This is a genomic window from Dyella sp. M7H15-1 (assembly GCF_004114615.1).
In the GTDB taxonomy this organism is placed as follows: domain Bacteria; phylum Pseudomonadota; class Gammaproteobacteria; order Xanthomonadales; family Rhodanobacteraceae; genus Dyella_B.
Map to the genome: position 1 here is coordinate 716,754 of NZ_CP035300.1, position 15,958 is coordinate 732,711.

Here is a 15,958-nt window from a genome sequence, read left to right on the forward strand (position 1 = left end):
CTGTCATTCCGGCAGATTTTCATGACTTCCGAAACAGAACTCCCGCGTGCCTACGGCATGCCGCCACTAAGCGCCGAACTGCGCTGCACGCCGGAAGATTTCCGCGTCGACGAAATCCTCGGCTACGACGCCGATGGCGAGGGCGAACACGCCTTGCTATGGGTGGAAAAGCGTGGTGCGAATACCGATTGGGTGGCGCGCGAGCTGGCACGTTTTGCTGATGTGCCGCCCGTCAACGTGGGTTATGCGGGCTTGAAGGATCGTCACGCTGTGACGCGCCAGGCCTTTACCGTGCAACTGGCCGGCAAACCCGATCCGAATTGGGCTGCATTTGCGTATGACGAAGTGAAAGTGCTGGCGAATACGCGACACAAGCGCAAGCTCAAGCGAGGCGCGTTGCGAGGTAATCGCTTCGTGCTGGTGCTGCGCGATGTGCGTGGCGATCGTATGCGAGCGGAAGAAGTGTTGCAGGCGATTTCCACGCGTGGCGTGCCCAATTATTTTGGCGAACAGCGTTTCGGCCGCGAAGGCGGCAACGTAGCACAAGCACGTGCGATGTTTGCTGGTCGGCGCGTGGATCGCGACAAGCGTTCCATCCTGCTGTCCGCTGCACGCTCGCATATTTTCAACGCCGTGCTGGCTGTGCGCGTGGAGCGTGATGCCTGGGATAAACCTTTGGACGGAGAAATCTGGTCCCTGGCCGGTTCACGTTCATGGTTTGGCCCCGAACCTTTCGACGATGCGCTTGCCAAACGCCTCGTGCACGGCGATATCCATCCCTCCGGTCCGCTGTGGGGGCAGAGTGAACCACCCACGACGGATGCCGTCGGTGAACTGGAGCGCGCTGTCGCTGTGCAATACGCTGATCTTGCCGAGGGTCTGGCTGCCGCGCGTATGGAACAGGAGCGACGCCCACTGCGTCTTCTGCCTAAGGAAATGCAGTGGTGCTGGCTGGATGAGCAATCGCTAGAACTGAAGTTCGAATTGCCCGCGGGTGCTTACGCTACGGTGGTTGTACGCGAAATGCTGAGCTGATTCCGCACGGTTATTCGGTAAGCGGTAAGCTATTGGCGTCCTTGTCTGCTTTCCCAATCCATCGTTCCGTCGAGAACGTCGCATTCTGGTTATTGATCCGGCATTACTCGTATTCGGATCCAATCACCACGGGTTCTGGTTCTAGTCTCACCCCGAAACGGGCGTGTACACCTTCGATCACGCATTGCGCCAATTGCCATAGCTCATGGCCACTGGCTGTGCCGTGATTGACCAAGACCAACGCATGTCGGTTGGACATGCCGGCATCGCCTTCGCGCATGCCTTTGAAACCGGCCGCTTCAATCAGCCATGCGGCAGAAAGTTTCCAGCGTGAATCGTTCCCCGGCCAGGCGACTAGCTCCGCATACTCGCGTTTCAGCGTTTCGCCTTGTGCAACCTCGACAATGGGATTCTTGAAAAAACTGCCGGCGTTGCCGATGACTGCGGGATCGGGCAGTTTGCGTGTGCGCAGGTGAACCACCGCTTCGGCGATATGAAAGGGTGCCGGCTTATCCACACCCATGCGCTCCAGCTCTTCGCGGATGCCGGCGTAGTCCAGCCGTAGCGTATGCGTGCGGGGAAGGGCGAAGCGCACGGCCGTCACAATGAAACGGTCGGGCTCACGCTTGAACAGCGAGTCGCGATAGGCGAAAGCGCAGGCGTTGCGATCCAACGTTACGACACGTTTTTTCACTTGGTCCCAGGCTTCCACGCTTTCAATGAACTCGGCCACTTCCATGCCGTAGGCGCCGATGTTTTGAATCGGTGCGGCGCCGACCGTACCTGGTATCAGGATCAGGTTTTCCAGGCCGGCAAAGCCCTGGCCCAAGGTCCAACGCACAAAATCATCCCAGCGTTCGCCAGCGGCCACGGCGATGCGTGCGACTTCACCATCCTGTTCCACGTGCACGCCGCGTGTTTCCATCGCCAGCACGGTGCCGTCGACATCGCCGGTCAAGAGGATGTTGCTACCTTCGCCTAACACGAGCAGGCGACCTGCGCGAACGGCCGGGAAATCCAGCAACTCCGGCAGTTTGGAGGCATCGCGTATTTCGGCCAGCAGTTTTGCCCGGGCAGCTACGCGCAGCGTGTTGCGTGCGACCAGCGGGGCGTTTTCGATCAAGGTGTAGCCGCCCATGTCGATGCGTTCAACGACCATCGCGCGGCTCCTGCTGGCGGCGGATTTCGTTGACGCATTCGGCAATCAAGGCCGGCCCGCGGTAGATCAGACCTGAGTAGATTTGCACCAGCGACGCGCCGGCATCGATCTTCTCCGCGGCATCCTGGCCTTCGAGAATGCCGCCGACACCGACGATGGCGATGCGATCGCCAAGGCGACGGTGCATACCACGCATCACTTCGGTGGAACGTGACAGCAGCGGCTTGCCGGACAGACCACCGGTTTCATTTCCGAGCGGATCGTTGGCGACGGCAGAGTGATCGATGGTCGTATTGGTGCAAATCACGCCATCGATGCCGGTGGCCAGCAGCACTTCCGCGATGCTGTCCAGTTCGGCTTCGCTCAGGTCGGGTGCGATTTTCAACAACATCGGTTTGCGTGCGCTTTGCTGTGAGCCAAGCCGTTCCTGGGCTTCGCGCAAGGTTTCGATAAAGCGACGCAGCGTCGCCTCTTCCTGCAGATCGCGTAGTCCCTTGGTATTGGGCGAGGAAATATTGACAGTGATATACGTGGCATGTGCGTAGACGCGCTCCAGGCAGAACAGATAATCATTTACCGCCTTTTCATTGGGCGTGTCCTTGTTCTTGCCGATATTGATGCCGAGCACGCCGCGATAGCTGGATTTCTGCACGTTGCGCACCAGCGCATCCACGCCTTCGTTGTTGAAACCCATACGATTGATGATGGCTTCGTGCTGCGGCAAGCGGAACAGGCGCGGACGATCGTTGCCAATCTGCGGGCGTGGCGTGACGGTACCGACTTCGATAAAGCCGAAGCCGAGTGCGCCCAGTGCATCGAGATGGCTCGCGTTTTTGTCCAGGCCCGCCGCAAGGCCGACCGGGTTCAGGAAACGCAGACCCAACGTTTTCACTGGGAGGTCTGGTGGCGGCGTGGCCACAAAACGTCCCAGGTCGCTGCGGTGGGCGACATCCAGTCCATACAGCGTCAGGCGATGCGCGTTCTCAGCGTCCAGCTTGAACAACAGCGGACGAATCCAGTCGTACATCAGGAAATCTCACCCACATAAACGCGGGTGTCGTAGTCGAAGCTTATCTTGCCTTCCGACTGGCAGCTATCGAACAGTTTGCGCAGCGCTTCGATCATGCGGGCATGGTTGGGATGATCTTCCTTTGGCGCATACGAGGAAGACATCAGACGTCCGTGCAAGGCATCGAAATCCAGCAACTGGCAATGCTCGAATTCACCTCTGCCACGCCAGCCGGCGCCAAACCACTGGCGCATGTGCGGTTCGTCGGCATAACGCTCGGCCACGCTGGTGTAATCGGTGCCGTAGGTTTGCAATAGTGCTTCGTAACCAACCAGGAACGGCGTACCGACCAGGCGGCGCGAGTTCCAGTAAATCGCAGCAAGACCACCCTTGCGCAGGATGCGATGGAATTCCTTGTGCGCGCTGGCCGGATCGAACCAATGAAACGCTTGTGCAACGGACACCAGATCGACACTGCCATCGTCCAGTGAGGTGGCATCGGCGCGTCCATCTACAGCATGAAAACGCGGATGACTGCCTAGCCACGTTACAGCTGCTTCACGCATCGCTGCATTCGGTTCCACCGCCGTTACCGAATGACCAACATCCAGAAACATCTTGCTGGAAATGCCGGTGCCGGCGCCCACATCCGCCACGCGCCAATCCGGCGTCACACCCTGCGCATCGCGCAACCAGTCGAGCATGGCTGTGGGATACGTGGGGCGATAGCGTACATAGTCCGCGACGCGGTCGCTGAAGCGCTCGGTGGATTTCAAGTCAGGCATGGTTGTTTACCCCGAAAGAAGTTGGCCGCCATCGACGCACAGCGTCTGGCCGGTGATCCAGCTTGCCCACGGCGAGGCAAGGAACAGTGCTGCATGGGCGACTTCCTCCGGCTTGCCAAAGCGATCGAACGGAATCTTGGCGAGAGGCGATAACCTTGAAAATCGAAGGGGCGGAGGTTGAAGGTGACGTCATGCCACAGTCCTTCGAGGCTTTTGGATCTTCAGCCAGAATCCCGCGAAGATACCATGGTTTGAACCCTTCTCCCTTTGGGAGAAGGTGCCCATAGGGCGGATGAGGGTGCGATCGGAGCGCGACATCGAAAACGTGCGTAAACGGATATTCCCGCCTCGCCCGAACCCTCACCCCAACCCCAACCCCTCTCCCGAGGGGAGAGGGGCTTCAGAGTGCTTACAAATCGAACTTGATACCCTGCGCCAACGGCAACGCATTCGAGTAGTTGATGGTGTTGGTCTGGCGGCGCATATACACCTTCCACGCATCCGAACCGGATTCGCGGCCACCGCCGGTTTCCTTCTCGCCACCGAACGCACCGCCGATCTCGGCACCGGATGTGCCGATATTGACGTTGGCGATACCGCAATCTGAACCCGCGGCCGACAGGTACCGCTCGGCCGACTTCAGGTTCTGCGTGAAGATCGACGAGGACAAACCCTGTGGCACAGTGTTCTGCAGCTCAATCGCTTCGTCCAGCGTCTTGAACGGCATCACATAGAGAATCGGCGCGAAGGTTTCCGTCTGCACTACTTCATCGCTGTTCTTCAGACCCGTGACAATCGTCGGGAGCACGAAGTTGCCCTTGCGATCCGCCAGCGCCGCACCGCCAGTGCGCACTGTGCCGCCGCTGGCCTTGGCCTTTTCGACGGTGGCCAGATAAGCCTTCACCGCATCCTGGCTGTTAAGCGGGCCCATCAAAGTAGTGGCGAGGGTGGGGTCGCCGATCTTGCCTTCCACCTGCTTGTAGGCGGTGATCAGCTTGTCGGTCACGTCACCGATGATCGACTCATGCACGAACAGTCGGCGCGTGGTGGTGCAGCGCTGGCCGGCCGTGCCGACGGCGCCGAACACGATGGCCGGAATCGCCAGCTTCAGATCTGCGCTCTCGTCCACGATGATCGCGTTGTTGCCGCCCAGCTCCAGTAGCGAACGGCCCATGCGCTTGGCAACGCGCTCGCCCACATGGCGCCCCACCTTGGTGGAGCCAGTGAAACTAATCAGCGGAATGCGATGGTCGTCGACAAACGCCTGCGACAGCTCGGTGCCGGCGTCATTGAACAGGAAGAACAGATCCGGAAAGTGGCCGGCCTTCAGCGCTTCGTTGCAGATTTTCATCGTGGCGATGGCCGACAACGGCGTCTTCGGCGACGGCTTCCAGAGGCAGATATCGCCGCAGATGGTGGCTAGCATCGCGTTCCACGCCCACACCGCCACCGGGAAATTGAACGCGCTGATGATGCCCACCAGACCCAGCGGCTGGTATTGCTCATACATGCGATGACCCGGACGCTCCGAATGCATGGTGTAGCCGTAAAGCATGCGACTCTGGCCCACGGCGAAATCGGCGATGTCGATCATCTCTTGCACTTCGCCGTCGCCCTCGGGTTTGATCTTGCCCATTTCCAGCGCGACCAGCGAACCCAGCGCATCCTTGTGCTTGCGCAACGCTTCCCCGCACAGGCGCACGGCCTCTCCGCGCCATGGGGCAGGGATGGTGCGCCAAGCCTTGAATGCCTCCTGGGCACGCTTGACGATGATCTCGTAATCGGCGGCGCTCGTAGCATGCACGGTACCAATCACCTCGCCCGTGGCCGGGTTCAACGGCTGCAAGGTGCCGGCGTTGGTGGTCTTGGACCATTCGCCGTTGCCAAGGTAGGTACCCGACTGCTCGCCGGTAAGGCCAAGCGCCTTGAGGATTTCGTGGGACATGCATGCTCCTGAGCCGTGGCGTCGACCGACGCCTTGAATGGGGAATTTCCTATTCTATCAGGCGGGCTGCCCCAGCCGATTTTTGCCGGATCGCGCAGGTTGCCACCCTATCGACTTGTAACCTTCCTTCTATGCAGCCCCAGGTTCCTACCGCGGGTGATAGATGTGCCATTGGGCAGCGATATCTGGGTCAGATGACGGCGCTACGTGTCGGCCGTTTGCAGCGGATTGACTACGAGGGGCAGTTGCCCGCGATTATCGAATCGTGTCAGTAAGACGGCACTTTCCTGCAACGCGTTGGTGTTCTTGATGCGCAAAATCTCAGGCAAATACCTGATCGTCAGTGTTGTTTAGCGAAGAGATACTCGGTTCGATGCTGAATCCGTATGGACTATCTGCAAGGAATTCGTGCTGCTTGTCGCTGGGCATAGGCGATTGATGGAGCTCTTAAAATAACTTTGCTGGTTCTTTACTAACGCAAATCTTAATAACAAATCTTATGAATTAATATTCATTCATGGGTATTTATTAATTATGAATACAATAAATGCGCAAATACTTAAATCATGGTGTTTATGTCGTGATAAAAATGATGCTTTCGAACTAAAAACATATAATTCGCCAACTAATCGGCATGCTGAACATGCTACGGTTGAGTTTAGCGGAAATATTTATAAGGTTAGAAATAATGGCAAAGGTGTGGTTTCTGTTAATCATGACCGTAACCATGCCAGTCGTTTTTTCTCAGGAATTAAGAGTTTCTTCATGCGCATAGATTCCTCAGAAGCGGATATGAATAGGCTGATGGCAATATTAAATAATAAATCTGTTGTGGCAGGGATCCAATCTAGTGATTCCAATTACATTGATCGTTTAGAAAAGTGGGTTAATGAACAAGAAGGTGAGACAGTTCAGCGTACCTTAGTGAAAAGACAAATTGTTAAGCTGATGGAAGAAAAGGGATCCACGCTTGATCTATCCCATAAAGAAGATTCAAAAGATACATACAAAGGATACATTGAATCGCATCGATTAGATGGACACCATGAATACATTGAATCCATGGTGTCAAAAGAATCCAATGAGAGTGCGTTTTTTTCTACCTTAACGGCAATTCCGCCCTTGCCTTCTTGCGTGACTAAATTGAATATAAGTGGTCTAAATAAACTGCGGGGCTCGGCAGATCCGTTGAATAGTGTTGAGGTATTTGAAAATGGCACAAATATCAGCCAGTCTGATCTTCTTAAGCGCTTTCGATTTAATACAAAGAGATATCACCCTAATAACGCCAATCCTTTTGTGAAAGGATTATTTTGTCCCTGAGGTTCCCCACGTTTTTTCGCATTTCCATGCATGAAAGCTCATTTGTTGCAGCACTCCGTCTGGGGGAGATCGCAAATATTCAAGCCATGGTAACGCCTGATCAATCAGCCACTCCCTGACGATCGCTTCGCACCCTAAGCGCAACACGGAGTAGAGCTTGCGCACTGCGCGTTAGGAGGTCACGGAATCAGGGCGTCAGTAAGACGGCACTTTCCTGCAACGCGTTGGTGTTGGGGTTTGAGGCGCAGTGGAACGGAAAACCGGGTTAAGCCCCGGAATGTGCGGACGCCGGAATCCAGCGGTATAGCGTCGGTATGGACACCCCGAGGCTCTTGGCCACGTCACGCGGTGGTATGCCGTTGGCCAGCAACTTCTTGGCTGACTTGATCTTGCTGTCCGTCATCTGCCGTTTGCGGCCACCCTTGCGTCCCAGTTGGCGAGCTACGGCCAGTCCGGCTCGGGTGCGCTCAACCGTCAGCTCTCGCTCCATCTCGGCCAAGCTTGCCATGACGTGGAAGAAGAAGCGGCCCGATGAGGTCCCGGTATCAATGGCATCGGTGAGACTTTTGAACTGGACGTTTCGTTGGTGCAACTCGCCGACCAGATCGACGAGGTTTTTGACGCTGTGGCCCAACCGATCCAGTTTCCACACTACCAGGGTGTCACCCTCTCGCAGTACCTCGAGCGCCTTGGCCAACCCTGGTCGTTCGGCGCGACTGCCGCTGATCTTGTCCTCAAAGACCTTCTTGCAACCCGCCTTGATCAATGCCTCGATCTGGAGATCCAGATTCTGATCCTGCGTCGACACGCGCGCGTAGCCGATCAACATGACCTATCAATCCCTGGGTGGCAGCGGAAGTACGCGCAAGCGGGTGCGGCTCGGATCAATAGTGAGCAACGCGCCGGCCTCCAATTCGGCAGCCATCTGCCGCAGCGCAGCGATGATTTGCCGACCGATGGCGTCCGGACTGATGTCCTCGGCACGGATTTGCACGACGCTGGGCTTCTCGCCGTGCGTGGCGGCGAGGATCGCGCGCTGAAGTCCAGGTCGTGCGTGAGCACCACATACTCATTCGCGCTGGCGTAGGCCATGATTTCCGAGTCCGGCGCATTCTTTGCACCTATCCTCGACCAATGCACTGCTTCGATACCCACGCTGGCGAACAAGTCGATCCAGCGCGGCGATAGATTCATATCAACGAGCAGATTCATGCGGTGGCGAGCATGACCTCGCGCTCTTCCGCCCGCCATGCCGCGTAGCGAAGCGCTTGCATGATGTCCTCGCGCTCTAGGTAGGGGTAGTCAGCTAGAAGTTCGTCGACGCTGTGCCCCGTGCCCATTTGTCCCACGATCATACCGACCGTGACACGCAAACCACGGATGCACGCCTTACCGCCCATGATTTCGGGCTGCTGGGTGATGCGGTCGAGTTGTCCCATGACCTACTCCTTATCGAAACTCATTGCCATGCTAGTCTTGTGAGAAATACGTTTCAAGAAATATTTATGAGAATCCGCATGCCTTGATCCTGCGTGTCGCATGGATGACGCAGCAGGGCTTATCAAAAAACCTCGTTTTCAAGAGGTGTGCCAATGCCGCAGGTGCGCCCGTGGTCACTGCCTTCGATTGGCTACGGGCCAACCTGGCACGTAAGAAACCCGACAATGACGCCCCTCGCGAGATCATTGGCAAGTCCTGGCAACAGCACGTGCTGCGCGAGGATGGCACCGTTGATGTTCATGCCTACACTTTCTGCGCTTTGCAGGAACTACAAACGGCACTGAAACGACGCGATGTGTTCGTGGCACCGAGCTGGCGTTATGCCGACCCGCGAGCCGGCCTGCTGGATGGTGAACCGCCCCGGCTTTGTCGGAGGCTCCCAATCTTGAGAGAGGATAGAGCCATGACGAAGCGCAAACAAAAATATTCCAAAGAAGTCCGTGAGCGCCCGAGGGTGAACTGATCTCTTACCGCTTACGTTGGAACTGGCCAAGCCACTGGGCAACGTGAGTCAGGCGTGTCGCGTGATGGCAAGAACGTGGTGCTGGATTCAGCCTAGAGCCATCGCCCGAGGTCGTGGCCGCCAAGCATGATAGATGTGCATGGTTCCCATCAATCTGCCTGCCGATTTGGAGACAGCCTCTGAAGTGACCGATTTGAACGGGGTGGCTATACTTGGACGTCTTGCAAGGCCCAAAAATGTAGACCTTGTGTAGACTTGCCACGCGCCCCCGTAGCTCAGTTGGATAGAGCGTCCCCCTCCTAAGGGGAAGGTCGTACGTTCGAATCGTATCGGGGGCACCATTTTTCAATGGCTTACGCGCGACGCGCCTTTGGCTACTTGGTCTATTTCGCGACGTTTCGGGCGCACTTGGTCACAGTAGATCGTCGAGCAGCCTAACCACGTCGCCAGCGCCGTCAGGCGTGAGGTGCCCATATCGCCAATATCTTCTGGATCAAGGCGGCAGCTGGGCTTGAATCACGGGATGACGAGGGAATTTTGCAAGAGGCTCAAGAGACAGGCGCGTACAGGAGGCGCCGCTTGCGGGTGACGGCGTGAGTTCAAGACGAGATTCCCAACATCACGCAGAGCAGGCATCATTACAGGCTGCGTCCCTCCTCTCCGGTTAGCCATGGCCCGTCGTATCGTTGCCCGTCGTTCCCCCATCCACGGTAATGGCGTGTTTGCCGTTGCGCCGCTCAAGAAGGGTGAAGAAGTCATCCAGTACAAGGGCACGTTGATGACCCACGACGAAGCCGACGTAATGTACGGTGACGGCGGAGAAACGGGGCATACCTTCTTGTTCACGCTCAATGACGAGTACATCATCGACGCGAACCGCAGGGGCAATATCGCGCGCTGGATCAACCATGGCTGCAATCCCAATTGCGAAGCTTTTGTCGAGGAAAGCGAAACCGGCGATCCGCGCAAGGACCGGGTGGTGATCATGGTCAAGCGCAACATCAAGCCCGGCGAGGAGCTTACCTACGATTACGGCATCGTGTTGGAGGTTGCACACACGGCGCGGCTGAAGAAACTGTGGAAGTGCCTGTGCGGTTCACCCAAGTGCACGGGGACGTTGCTGAAGCCCAAGCGCTGAGGTTTGAGCACGCATCCGGGCGGGCCGGATGCGTGTGGCAGGCAAGACTCAATCGGGGTAGTCGATCGCCACTACCTCGATGGTCATATCCCCAACTGGCCGCTGCCAGTTCACTTCGTCGCCCACGCGAGCCCCAAGCAACGCCCTGGCCAACGGCGATACGTAACTGACCAATCCATGCTCGGCATCCGCTTCATCCTCGCCGACGATTTGCCAGCGTCGTTCGCCCTCGGTGCTGTCCACCGTAACGATGGCGCCAAAAGCCACACGGTCCCGTGGCTGTTTGGCAACGTCCATCTCGATGGCGCTGGCCACACGCGTATTCAGCCAGCGCAACTCCCGCTCCAGCGAGGCCAGCTCACGCTGCTGGTCGAGGGTATTGTTCTCGCCAAGCTTCAGCATGTCACGACGCGCTCGCGTGGCGGTCAGACGTTCGCGCAGCTTGGCGTTACCGTGCGGCGTGACGTAGTTGGGATGTTCGCTCAGCGGCAGATCGGGCAATGCATCTTGGGCATCGCCGTCATTATCTTTAACGAAGGCGCGACTCATGCGGCCCTCCGCAATGTGTTGGTGATGTAATGTGAACGGTGTGTGTGAAACCACACTAGTCCATCCATGACATGGGGATGTAGCCGAGTGACTGCCATATCGACCGGCCAGGTTAGGTGTAGGACAGGCATCGTCAGTCTTCGTCCAGTTTCGGTTTCCAGGCTTCGCTGAGCTGTCGCTGCACGAGCGGGGGAACCGGCTCGTAGTGGCTCAGATCAAGGCTGTAGCGGCCTTGGCCTCCGGTCATTGCTTTCAGTTCGGTCGGGTAATCGGTAAGTTCGGCCAGGGGAGCTTGTGCCTTGATCACCCGTTCGCCGCCACGTTTGGTATCGGTGCCCATGATGCGTGCACGCTTGCTGGCCAGGCCGCCGGTAACATCGCCGACGTGGTCTTCCGGAATCGATACTTCGACATCCATGATCGGCTCCAGCACGATCGGGTGGGCCTTGTTGATGGCGTCGAGAAATGCTTTCTTGCCTGCGCTGACGAAGGCTACTTCCTTGGAATCGACCGGATGGTATTTGCCGTCGTACACCGTCACGCGCAAATCCTGCAACGGATAGCCGGCCACCGCGCCGGTTTCCAGTGCCTGGCGCACGCCTTTCTCGATCGCCGGCAGGAACTGCCCCGGAATCACGCCACCCTTGATCCCATCGACAAACTCAAAGCCTGCGCCGCGTTCAAGCGGATCGACACGCAAGAACACTTCGCCGAATTGTCCTGCGCCGCCGGTCTGTTTTTTGTGCCGGTGATGCCCTTCGGCCGAACCGGCAATGGTTTCGCGATAGGCAATGCGCGGCGGATGCGTGACGACTTCCACGCCGTAGCGATCCTTCATGCGCTCCAGCACGATCTTCAAATGGAGATCGGACAGGCCGCGTATCACCGTTTCATTGAGCTCCTTGTGATGCTCCATGCGAAAACAAGGGTCCTCCTCGGTAAGTCGCGTCAATGCTTGCGAGAGTTTCTGTTCCTGCCCCTTGTGCTTGGGTTGCAACGCCAGTCCGAACATCGGTTGCGGGAAGTGCAAAGGTTCCAGATGAATGCTGTCTTCGTCGTGCGAATCATGCAGTACCGCATCGAAATGGAGGTCTTCCACTTTCGCTACGGCCGCGATGTCGCCGGACACGGCCTGGTCGATTTCCACATGGTTCCTGCCATTCAGGCGAAACAGATGCCCGACCTTGAATGACTTGCGGTTGTCGTCGATATAAAGCTGGCTGTCCCGATGGACGGTGCCTTGCCATACGCGGAACACGCCAAGCTTGCCGACGAAAGGATCGTTGATCACCTTGAAGACGTCGGCGATGACATGCGAGGCAGGGCTGGCGTCGACGGCGATCTGCATGTTCTGGCTATTGCGAAACGGCGGTGGATTCGCCTCTAAAGGATTCGGCAGCAGCCGATCAAACACATCCAGCAATTCGTGGCTGCCTGCACCGGTACGCGCACTGACGAAGCAGATTGGTACCAGGTGACCTTCGCGCAGGCATTGCTCGAAGGCGTCGTGCAGTTGCTGCGGTGTCAGTGCGTCTTCACCCTTGTCCAGATAATCGCCCATGGTACTTTCGTTTATCTCCACGACCTGATCGAGGATCTGCTGATGTGCCTGCGCCAATGAAGAAAAATCGGTTGCGCCATCGCGATGGAAAAAGCAATCGAGTACGCGGGTGGCGTTGTCGGCAGGAAGATTGATCGGCAGGCATTCACTGCCAAACGCCTCGCGCAAAGCATCCACAAGCTCGGACAGATCCACGCCTTCGGTATCGATCTTGTTGATGACCAACAAGCGAGCCAGGCCGCGTTCGCGCGCACGCTCCATCATGCGGCGCGTGCCATGCTCGATGCCATTGGCCGCGTTGACGACGATGGCTACGGTTTCGACCGCGGTAAAGGCAGAAAGGGTGCCGCCACGAAAATCCGCATAGCCCGCCGTGTCGATCAGGTTGATGTGGCAATCGCCATGGTCGATGCCGGCGATGCAACTATCGATGGAGTGGCCGCGCGCTTTTTCCTGTGCGTCGCAATCGGATTGCGTCGTGCCGCGCTCTACCGAACCAGGGGTTTGAATCACGCCGCCGGCATGCAGCAAGGCTTCGAACAGGGTGGTCTTGCCGGCGCCGGCGTGACCGGCGAGCGCGACGTTGCGGATATTTTCCGTGTGATAGGACACGATGCAACCCTCCTCTAGTTAGTCATAGAGGCGCGGGATCGTGCTGGCGACGCCGCATGAGGCCGCGCTTTGGCGGGCCGTCATGGTCGTCCTTCGCGTACGGGACGCAGGGCGGTCATGGCGGGAAGGCGGTTCGGGGCCGCACGGCTAGCCTTCTCCCATTGCCGGCAATGGTCAAGTTGCAATGCGAGGAGGCCAAGGCAACGACAATCGTTAACACGATGTGAGCGAGGCACGGAACCGCAGGCCGCGTGAAAGGTCTGTGTGGCATTGTTGGATGCTTGCAATGAGTGCATCGATTGAATGCATGAATGCATCGATCATGCTTGCCAATCATCCTGAGTTTTCTGATCGAAGTGGATCACAGCGCTATCTTTAGCTTCGCACTACCTTGACGGGATGCATCCTAGGATGATTGCTCCTTCACGGCACATGGTCATCTACTCGGTCGCCGCGGTGGATATTGGCAAATAACTTTAAACCGTAAGGATGGTACTTATGACAACGCAAAACATTCCAAAGGTCGAACTGCCAAGGCGAATCACGCGCGGGGAAACCGTAACGCTCAGTGGGTCAGAGGTTGTTGACGAGCGGGCAATAAAAAAAATTGCTCTCACATTATACGGTAGGGATGAAAAATCTTCTTTGGCTGAGATAGAACGGGTTGACACCATGAGCATACGCTTCACCGTGCCCGAGGATTTTCCCGAGAATAATGTTGCGCGTCTGTTGATACAAAATGGTGTCGGCGATAGGGTCTTCCTGGGTACCGTGCACGTGGATTAGTTTCCATCCGGCGATATGGAAGAAACGGAAGGGGCGGCTGCAAGGTCGCCCTCTTTTATTTTGGAACATCTTGAGTCGGCAGGAACAGCCGCTCCCATTACACTGGCGCACATGCCGCCCTCACCCCCGGAACAACCCGGTCGCCCCCAACCTTCCGTGTTGATCACGTCGCCTCGCGACGCGACCAGCTGGGCGATCGTCTATCGACGTCGCCTGCGCGAAAAGCCGCGTGACCGCCTGCTGAAAGTCGCAGGCGTGGTGGGTGCATTGCTGGTGCACCTGATCTTTCTGCTCGGGGCGATACTTGGTTCTCCATACGAGTTGCCGCCGCCACCGCCGGAGCCCAAGGGCACGACGCTGTTGGTGCGCCTGATCAACAACAAGCCGCCACCACCACCACCGGTGCGTGGTGTGCCGCCCAAGGAGCACGGGCCGACGCATCGCGGCAACCCTTCGCAGGTGGTGCATGCAACGCACGAGACGTCGACAGCGGCACCGGTCGCCGTCGTCGAGCAGCCCGCTCCCGCGCCGAAACAACCGCCGGTGGTGGCGCAGGCCAAACAACAGGCTGCGTCTGAAAAACCGAAGCCTATGGCTGCGCCATTGCCACCGATCACCTTGCCCAAGCCTTCGCCGGCGCCGTTGGTGGAGGCTAAGCCGATCGGTTTGCCACCACCTGCGTTGTCGCTGCAGGCGGTGCAGGCTCTGCAACCCGTGCCGCCCCAGTTCCAGCCCGAGCCGGTGCGCAAGGCGCAAGCGGAAGGCACGCAGCCGATGCCGCCGCCGCCCTCGCTGGCGTTGCCGACACAACCCGCGCAATCCGCACCCACCGTCACCCCGCCGCAGATGGCCGTGGAAAAACCTTCGCTGCAACCGATCGCGATACCTCAAGTTACGGCGGTAGCTCCCACGCCCTCACCGGCTGCGCCGCCAGCGTCGTCATTGCAGTCGATTCCCATGCCGGCGCAGCCGGCGCCATCGGTCAATCTGCAATCGTCGGTCACCCCATTGGAGATACCGAGCGTGCCGCGCACAGCACAACAAGTGGTATCGCCGGCACTGCGTGCCGAACAAGCCCAGCTCGCGCCAGTGCCGGTGACGCCGGCGGCCGTGCCCACGCCTAACCTCACGCCCGCAGCTCCTGCGTTGACGGTGGAAGCGCCGAAGCTTGCCGTGCCTGCGGTGTCATGGCAGCCACAACTTAGCGCGACGCCCACATCGACACCTTCGACGTCACAGATCCAGTCGCCCGAATCGCCATCGAATGAAAAGGCTGCGGCGGAAACAGCGTCACCCACCAACACCCCCGAGTTATCGAGCGCGCCGGCCAGCGAAGGCCATGCCAGCGTTAGCACCGCGCCGAACGCCACGCCGCAAGGCAGCGAGACGGGCAATCCCGGCCAGCCGAACGGTATCAATCAGTCATCGGAAAGCAATGCCCAAGGTACGCAGCCTTCGCCCTCCACCGGCACGGGCAACACGGCAGGCGGGCAGGGCGCCGGTACGTACGGCACGCCGAATGGCACCTACGTTCAGCTCATGCCGCGAGGCGATACGCAGATCATGTCGCACAACACAAATTTGCCGAAATATCGGGCGACGCGGTTTGATCAGTATTGGACGCCGAGGGGTGAAAGCTCGGTCGATACCGCTTTGCGCCATGCCGTCGAAAAGACCACCATTAGTCACACCTTCAACTTGCCCCAAGGTGTACGCATCAAGTGCGCAGTGATGCCATTGCTGCCGTCGTCGCTGTTTGGTTGCACCAATCCTGATCCACCGGCCGTGCCATTACCGCAGAAGATCTACGATCGTCTCAACTTGCCCACAGCCAACGCATCGGTACCGAAAACCGTGCCCGTGACTGCGGCTACTCAGGCTGAACCTGCGGCGCCGGTTGCCTTGGATAACAGCGCCGAGTGTGCGGCGGCACGTGTCAGTGGCGGGCCGATGCCACCGAATTGTCCAGCGGTGCCGACACCGGCGGCGCCTGCAAGGCCGCTGCATTTGCCCGCATCGGCTTCAACGTCGTGGGTGCCGGCCAGCGATCAATTCCATTAGCGGGAGACTTACGGGGAGCAACATGCTTATTC

Annotated in this window: 14 protein-coding genes, 1 tRNA gene and 3 pseudogenes; 7 read left to right on the plus strand and 11 right to left on the minus strand. The window is 58.1% G+C overall.

Going from position 1 to position 15,958, the window contains the following annotated elements; all coding sequences use genetic code 11:
* Positions 1-21: 21 nt before the first annotated feature.
* Positions 22-1,035, plus strand: coding sequence for a tRNA pseudouridine(13) synthase TruD (gene truD / locus EO087_RS03550; RefSeq protein ID WP_128897677.1), 1,014 nt, complete (start codon positions 22-24; stop codon positions 1,033-1,035).
* Positions 1,036-1,138: 103 nt separating this feature from the next.
* On the opposite strand, the gene murB is transcribed toward truD, so the two are convergent.
* The 5 genes and pseudogenes from murB to EO087_RS03575 form a co-directional block, all read right to left on the minus strand.
* Entirely contained in the window at positions 1,139-2,173 is a 1,035-nt protein-coding gene (gene murB, locus EO087_RS03555; protein WP_128899789.1) for a UDP-N-acetylmuramate dehydrogenase, read from the minus strand.
* A 10-nt stretch (positions 2,174-2,183) separates the two neighbouring features.
* Complete coding sequence (locus EO087_RS03560; protein WP_128897678.1) at positions 2,184-3,221, minus strand: quinone-dependent dihydroorotate dehydrogenase; 1,038 nt, start codon at positions 3,219-3,221, stop codon at positions 2,184-2,186.
* The gene (locus EO087_RS03565) at positions 3,221-3,988 is read right to left on the minus strand and encodes a class I SAM-dependent methyltransferase (protein WP_128897679.1); all 768 of its coding nucleotides are present in this window, start codon (positions 3,986-3,988) and stop codon (positions 3,221-3,223) included. The genes EO087_RS03560 and EO087_RS03565 overlap by 1 nt, the downstream gene beginning before the upstream one ends.
* Before the next feature lie 6 nt (positions 3,989-3,994).
* Positions 3,995-4,138 (minus strand): annotated as a pseudogene (locus EO087_RS03570) (SDR family oxidoreductase); the annotation flags it as partial.
* Positions 4,139-4,397: 259 nt separating this feature from the next.
* Entirely contained in the window at positions 4,398-5,933 is a 1,536-nt protein-coding gene (locus EO087_RS03575; protein ID WP_128897680.1) for an aldehyde dehydrogenase family protein, read from the minus strand.
* Positions 5,934-6,467: 534 nt separating this feature from the next.
* Between EO087_RS03575 and EO087_RS03580 the strand changes: the two genes are divergently transcribed.
* The gene (locus EO087_RS03580) at positions 6,468-7,256 is read left to right on the plus strand and encodes a hypothetical protein (protein ID WP_128897681.1); all 789 of its coding nucleotides are present in this window, start codon (positions 6,468-6,470) and stop codon (positions 7,254-7,256) included.
* 265 nt (positions 7,257-7,521) lie between these two features.
* On the opposite strand, the gene EO087_RS03585 is transcribed toward EO087_RS03580, so the two are convergent.
* From EO087_RS03585 to EO087_RS03595, 4 genes and pseudogenes are all read right to left on the minus strand, one after another.
* Positions 7,522-8,085 (minus strand): recombinase family protein, encoded by a 564-nt coding sequence (locus EO087_RS03585; protein ID WP_128897682.1) that lies wholly within the window; start codon positions 8,083-8,085, stop codon positions 7,522-7,524.
* Between the two features lie 6 nt (positions 8,086-8,091).
* The gene (locus EO087_RS16605; RefSeq protein WP_240669226.1) at positions 8,092-8,250 is read right to left on the minus strand and encodes a hypothetical protein; all 159 of its coding nucleotides are present in this window, start codon (positions 8,248-8,250) and stop codon (positions 8,092-8,094) included.
* Between the two features lie 92 nt (positions 8,251-8,342).
* Positions 8,343-8,507: pseudogene (locus tag EO087_RS16610) on the minus strand (DUF5615 family PIN-like protein); the annotation flags it as partial.
* A complete protein-coding gene (locus EO087_RS03595; RefSeq protein ID WP_128897683.1) occupies positions 8,465-8,695 on the minus strand; it encodes a DUF433 domain-containing protein in 231 nt (76 codons plus the stop codon). The gene EO087_RS03595 and the pseudogene EO087_RS16610, both read right to left, overlap by 43 nt.
* Positions 8,696-8,907: 212 nt before the next feature.
* Here EO087_RS03595 and EO087_RS16615 point away from each other — a divergent pair.
* The 3 genes and pseudogenes from EO087_RS16615 to EO087_RS03610 form a co-directional block, all read left to right on the plus strand.
* Positions 8,908-9,102 (plus strand): annotated as a pseudogene (locus EO087_RS16615) (hypothetical protein); the annotation flags it as partial.
* 381 nt (positions 9,103-9,483) lie between these two features.
* Positions 9,484-9,560: transfer RNA gene (locus EO087_RS03605), tRNA-Arg, on the plus strand.
* 329 nt (positions 9,561-9,889) lie between these two features.
* Entirely contained in the window at positions 9,890-10,357 is a 468-nt protein-coding gene (locus EO087_RS03610) for an SET domain-containing protein-lysine N-methyltransferase (protein ID WP_128897684.1), read from the plus strand.
* Positions 10,358-10,405: 48 nt separating this feature from the next.
* On the opposite strand, the gene EO087_RS03615 is transcribed toward EO087_RS03610, so the two are convergent.
* Both EO087_RS03615 and fusA read right to left on the minus strand, forming a co-directional pair.
* Positions 10,406-10,906 (minus strand): GreA/GreB family elongation factor, encoded by a 501-nt coding sequence (locus EO087_RS03615; RefSeq protein ID WP_128897685.1) that lies wholly within the window; start codon positions 10,904-10,906, stop codon positions 10,406-10,408.
* Positions 10,907-11,039: 133 nt separating this feature from the next.
* Positions 11,040-13,079 (minus strand): elongation factor G, encoded by a 2,040-nt coding sequence (gene fusA / locus EO087_RS03620; protein WP_128897686.1) that lies wholly within the window; start codon positions 13,077-13,079, stop codon positions 11,040-11,042.
* Positions 13,080-13,577: 498 nt separating this feature from the next.
* On the opposite strand from fusA, the gene EO087_RS03625 reads away from it, so the two are divergent.
* On the plus strand, positions 13,578-13,865 hold the full coding sequence (locus EO087_RS03625; RefSeq protein ID WP_128897687.1) for a hypothetical protein: 288 nt from the start codon (positions 13,578-13,580) through the stop codon (positions 13,863-13,865).
* Positions 13,866-13,976: 111 nt separating this feature from the next.
* Positions 13,977-15,926: a hypothetical protein gene (locus EO087_RS03630; protein ID WP_164931756.1), complete on the plus strand. Its 1,950-nt coding sequence runs from the start codon at positions 13,977-13,979 to the stop codon at positions 15,924-15,926.
* The last annotated feature ends 32 nt before the right edge of the window (positions 15,927-15,958 follow it).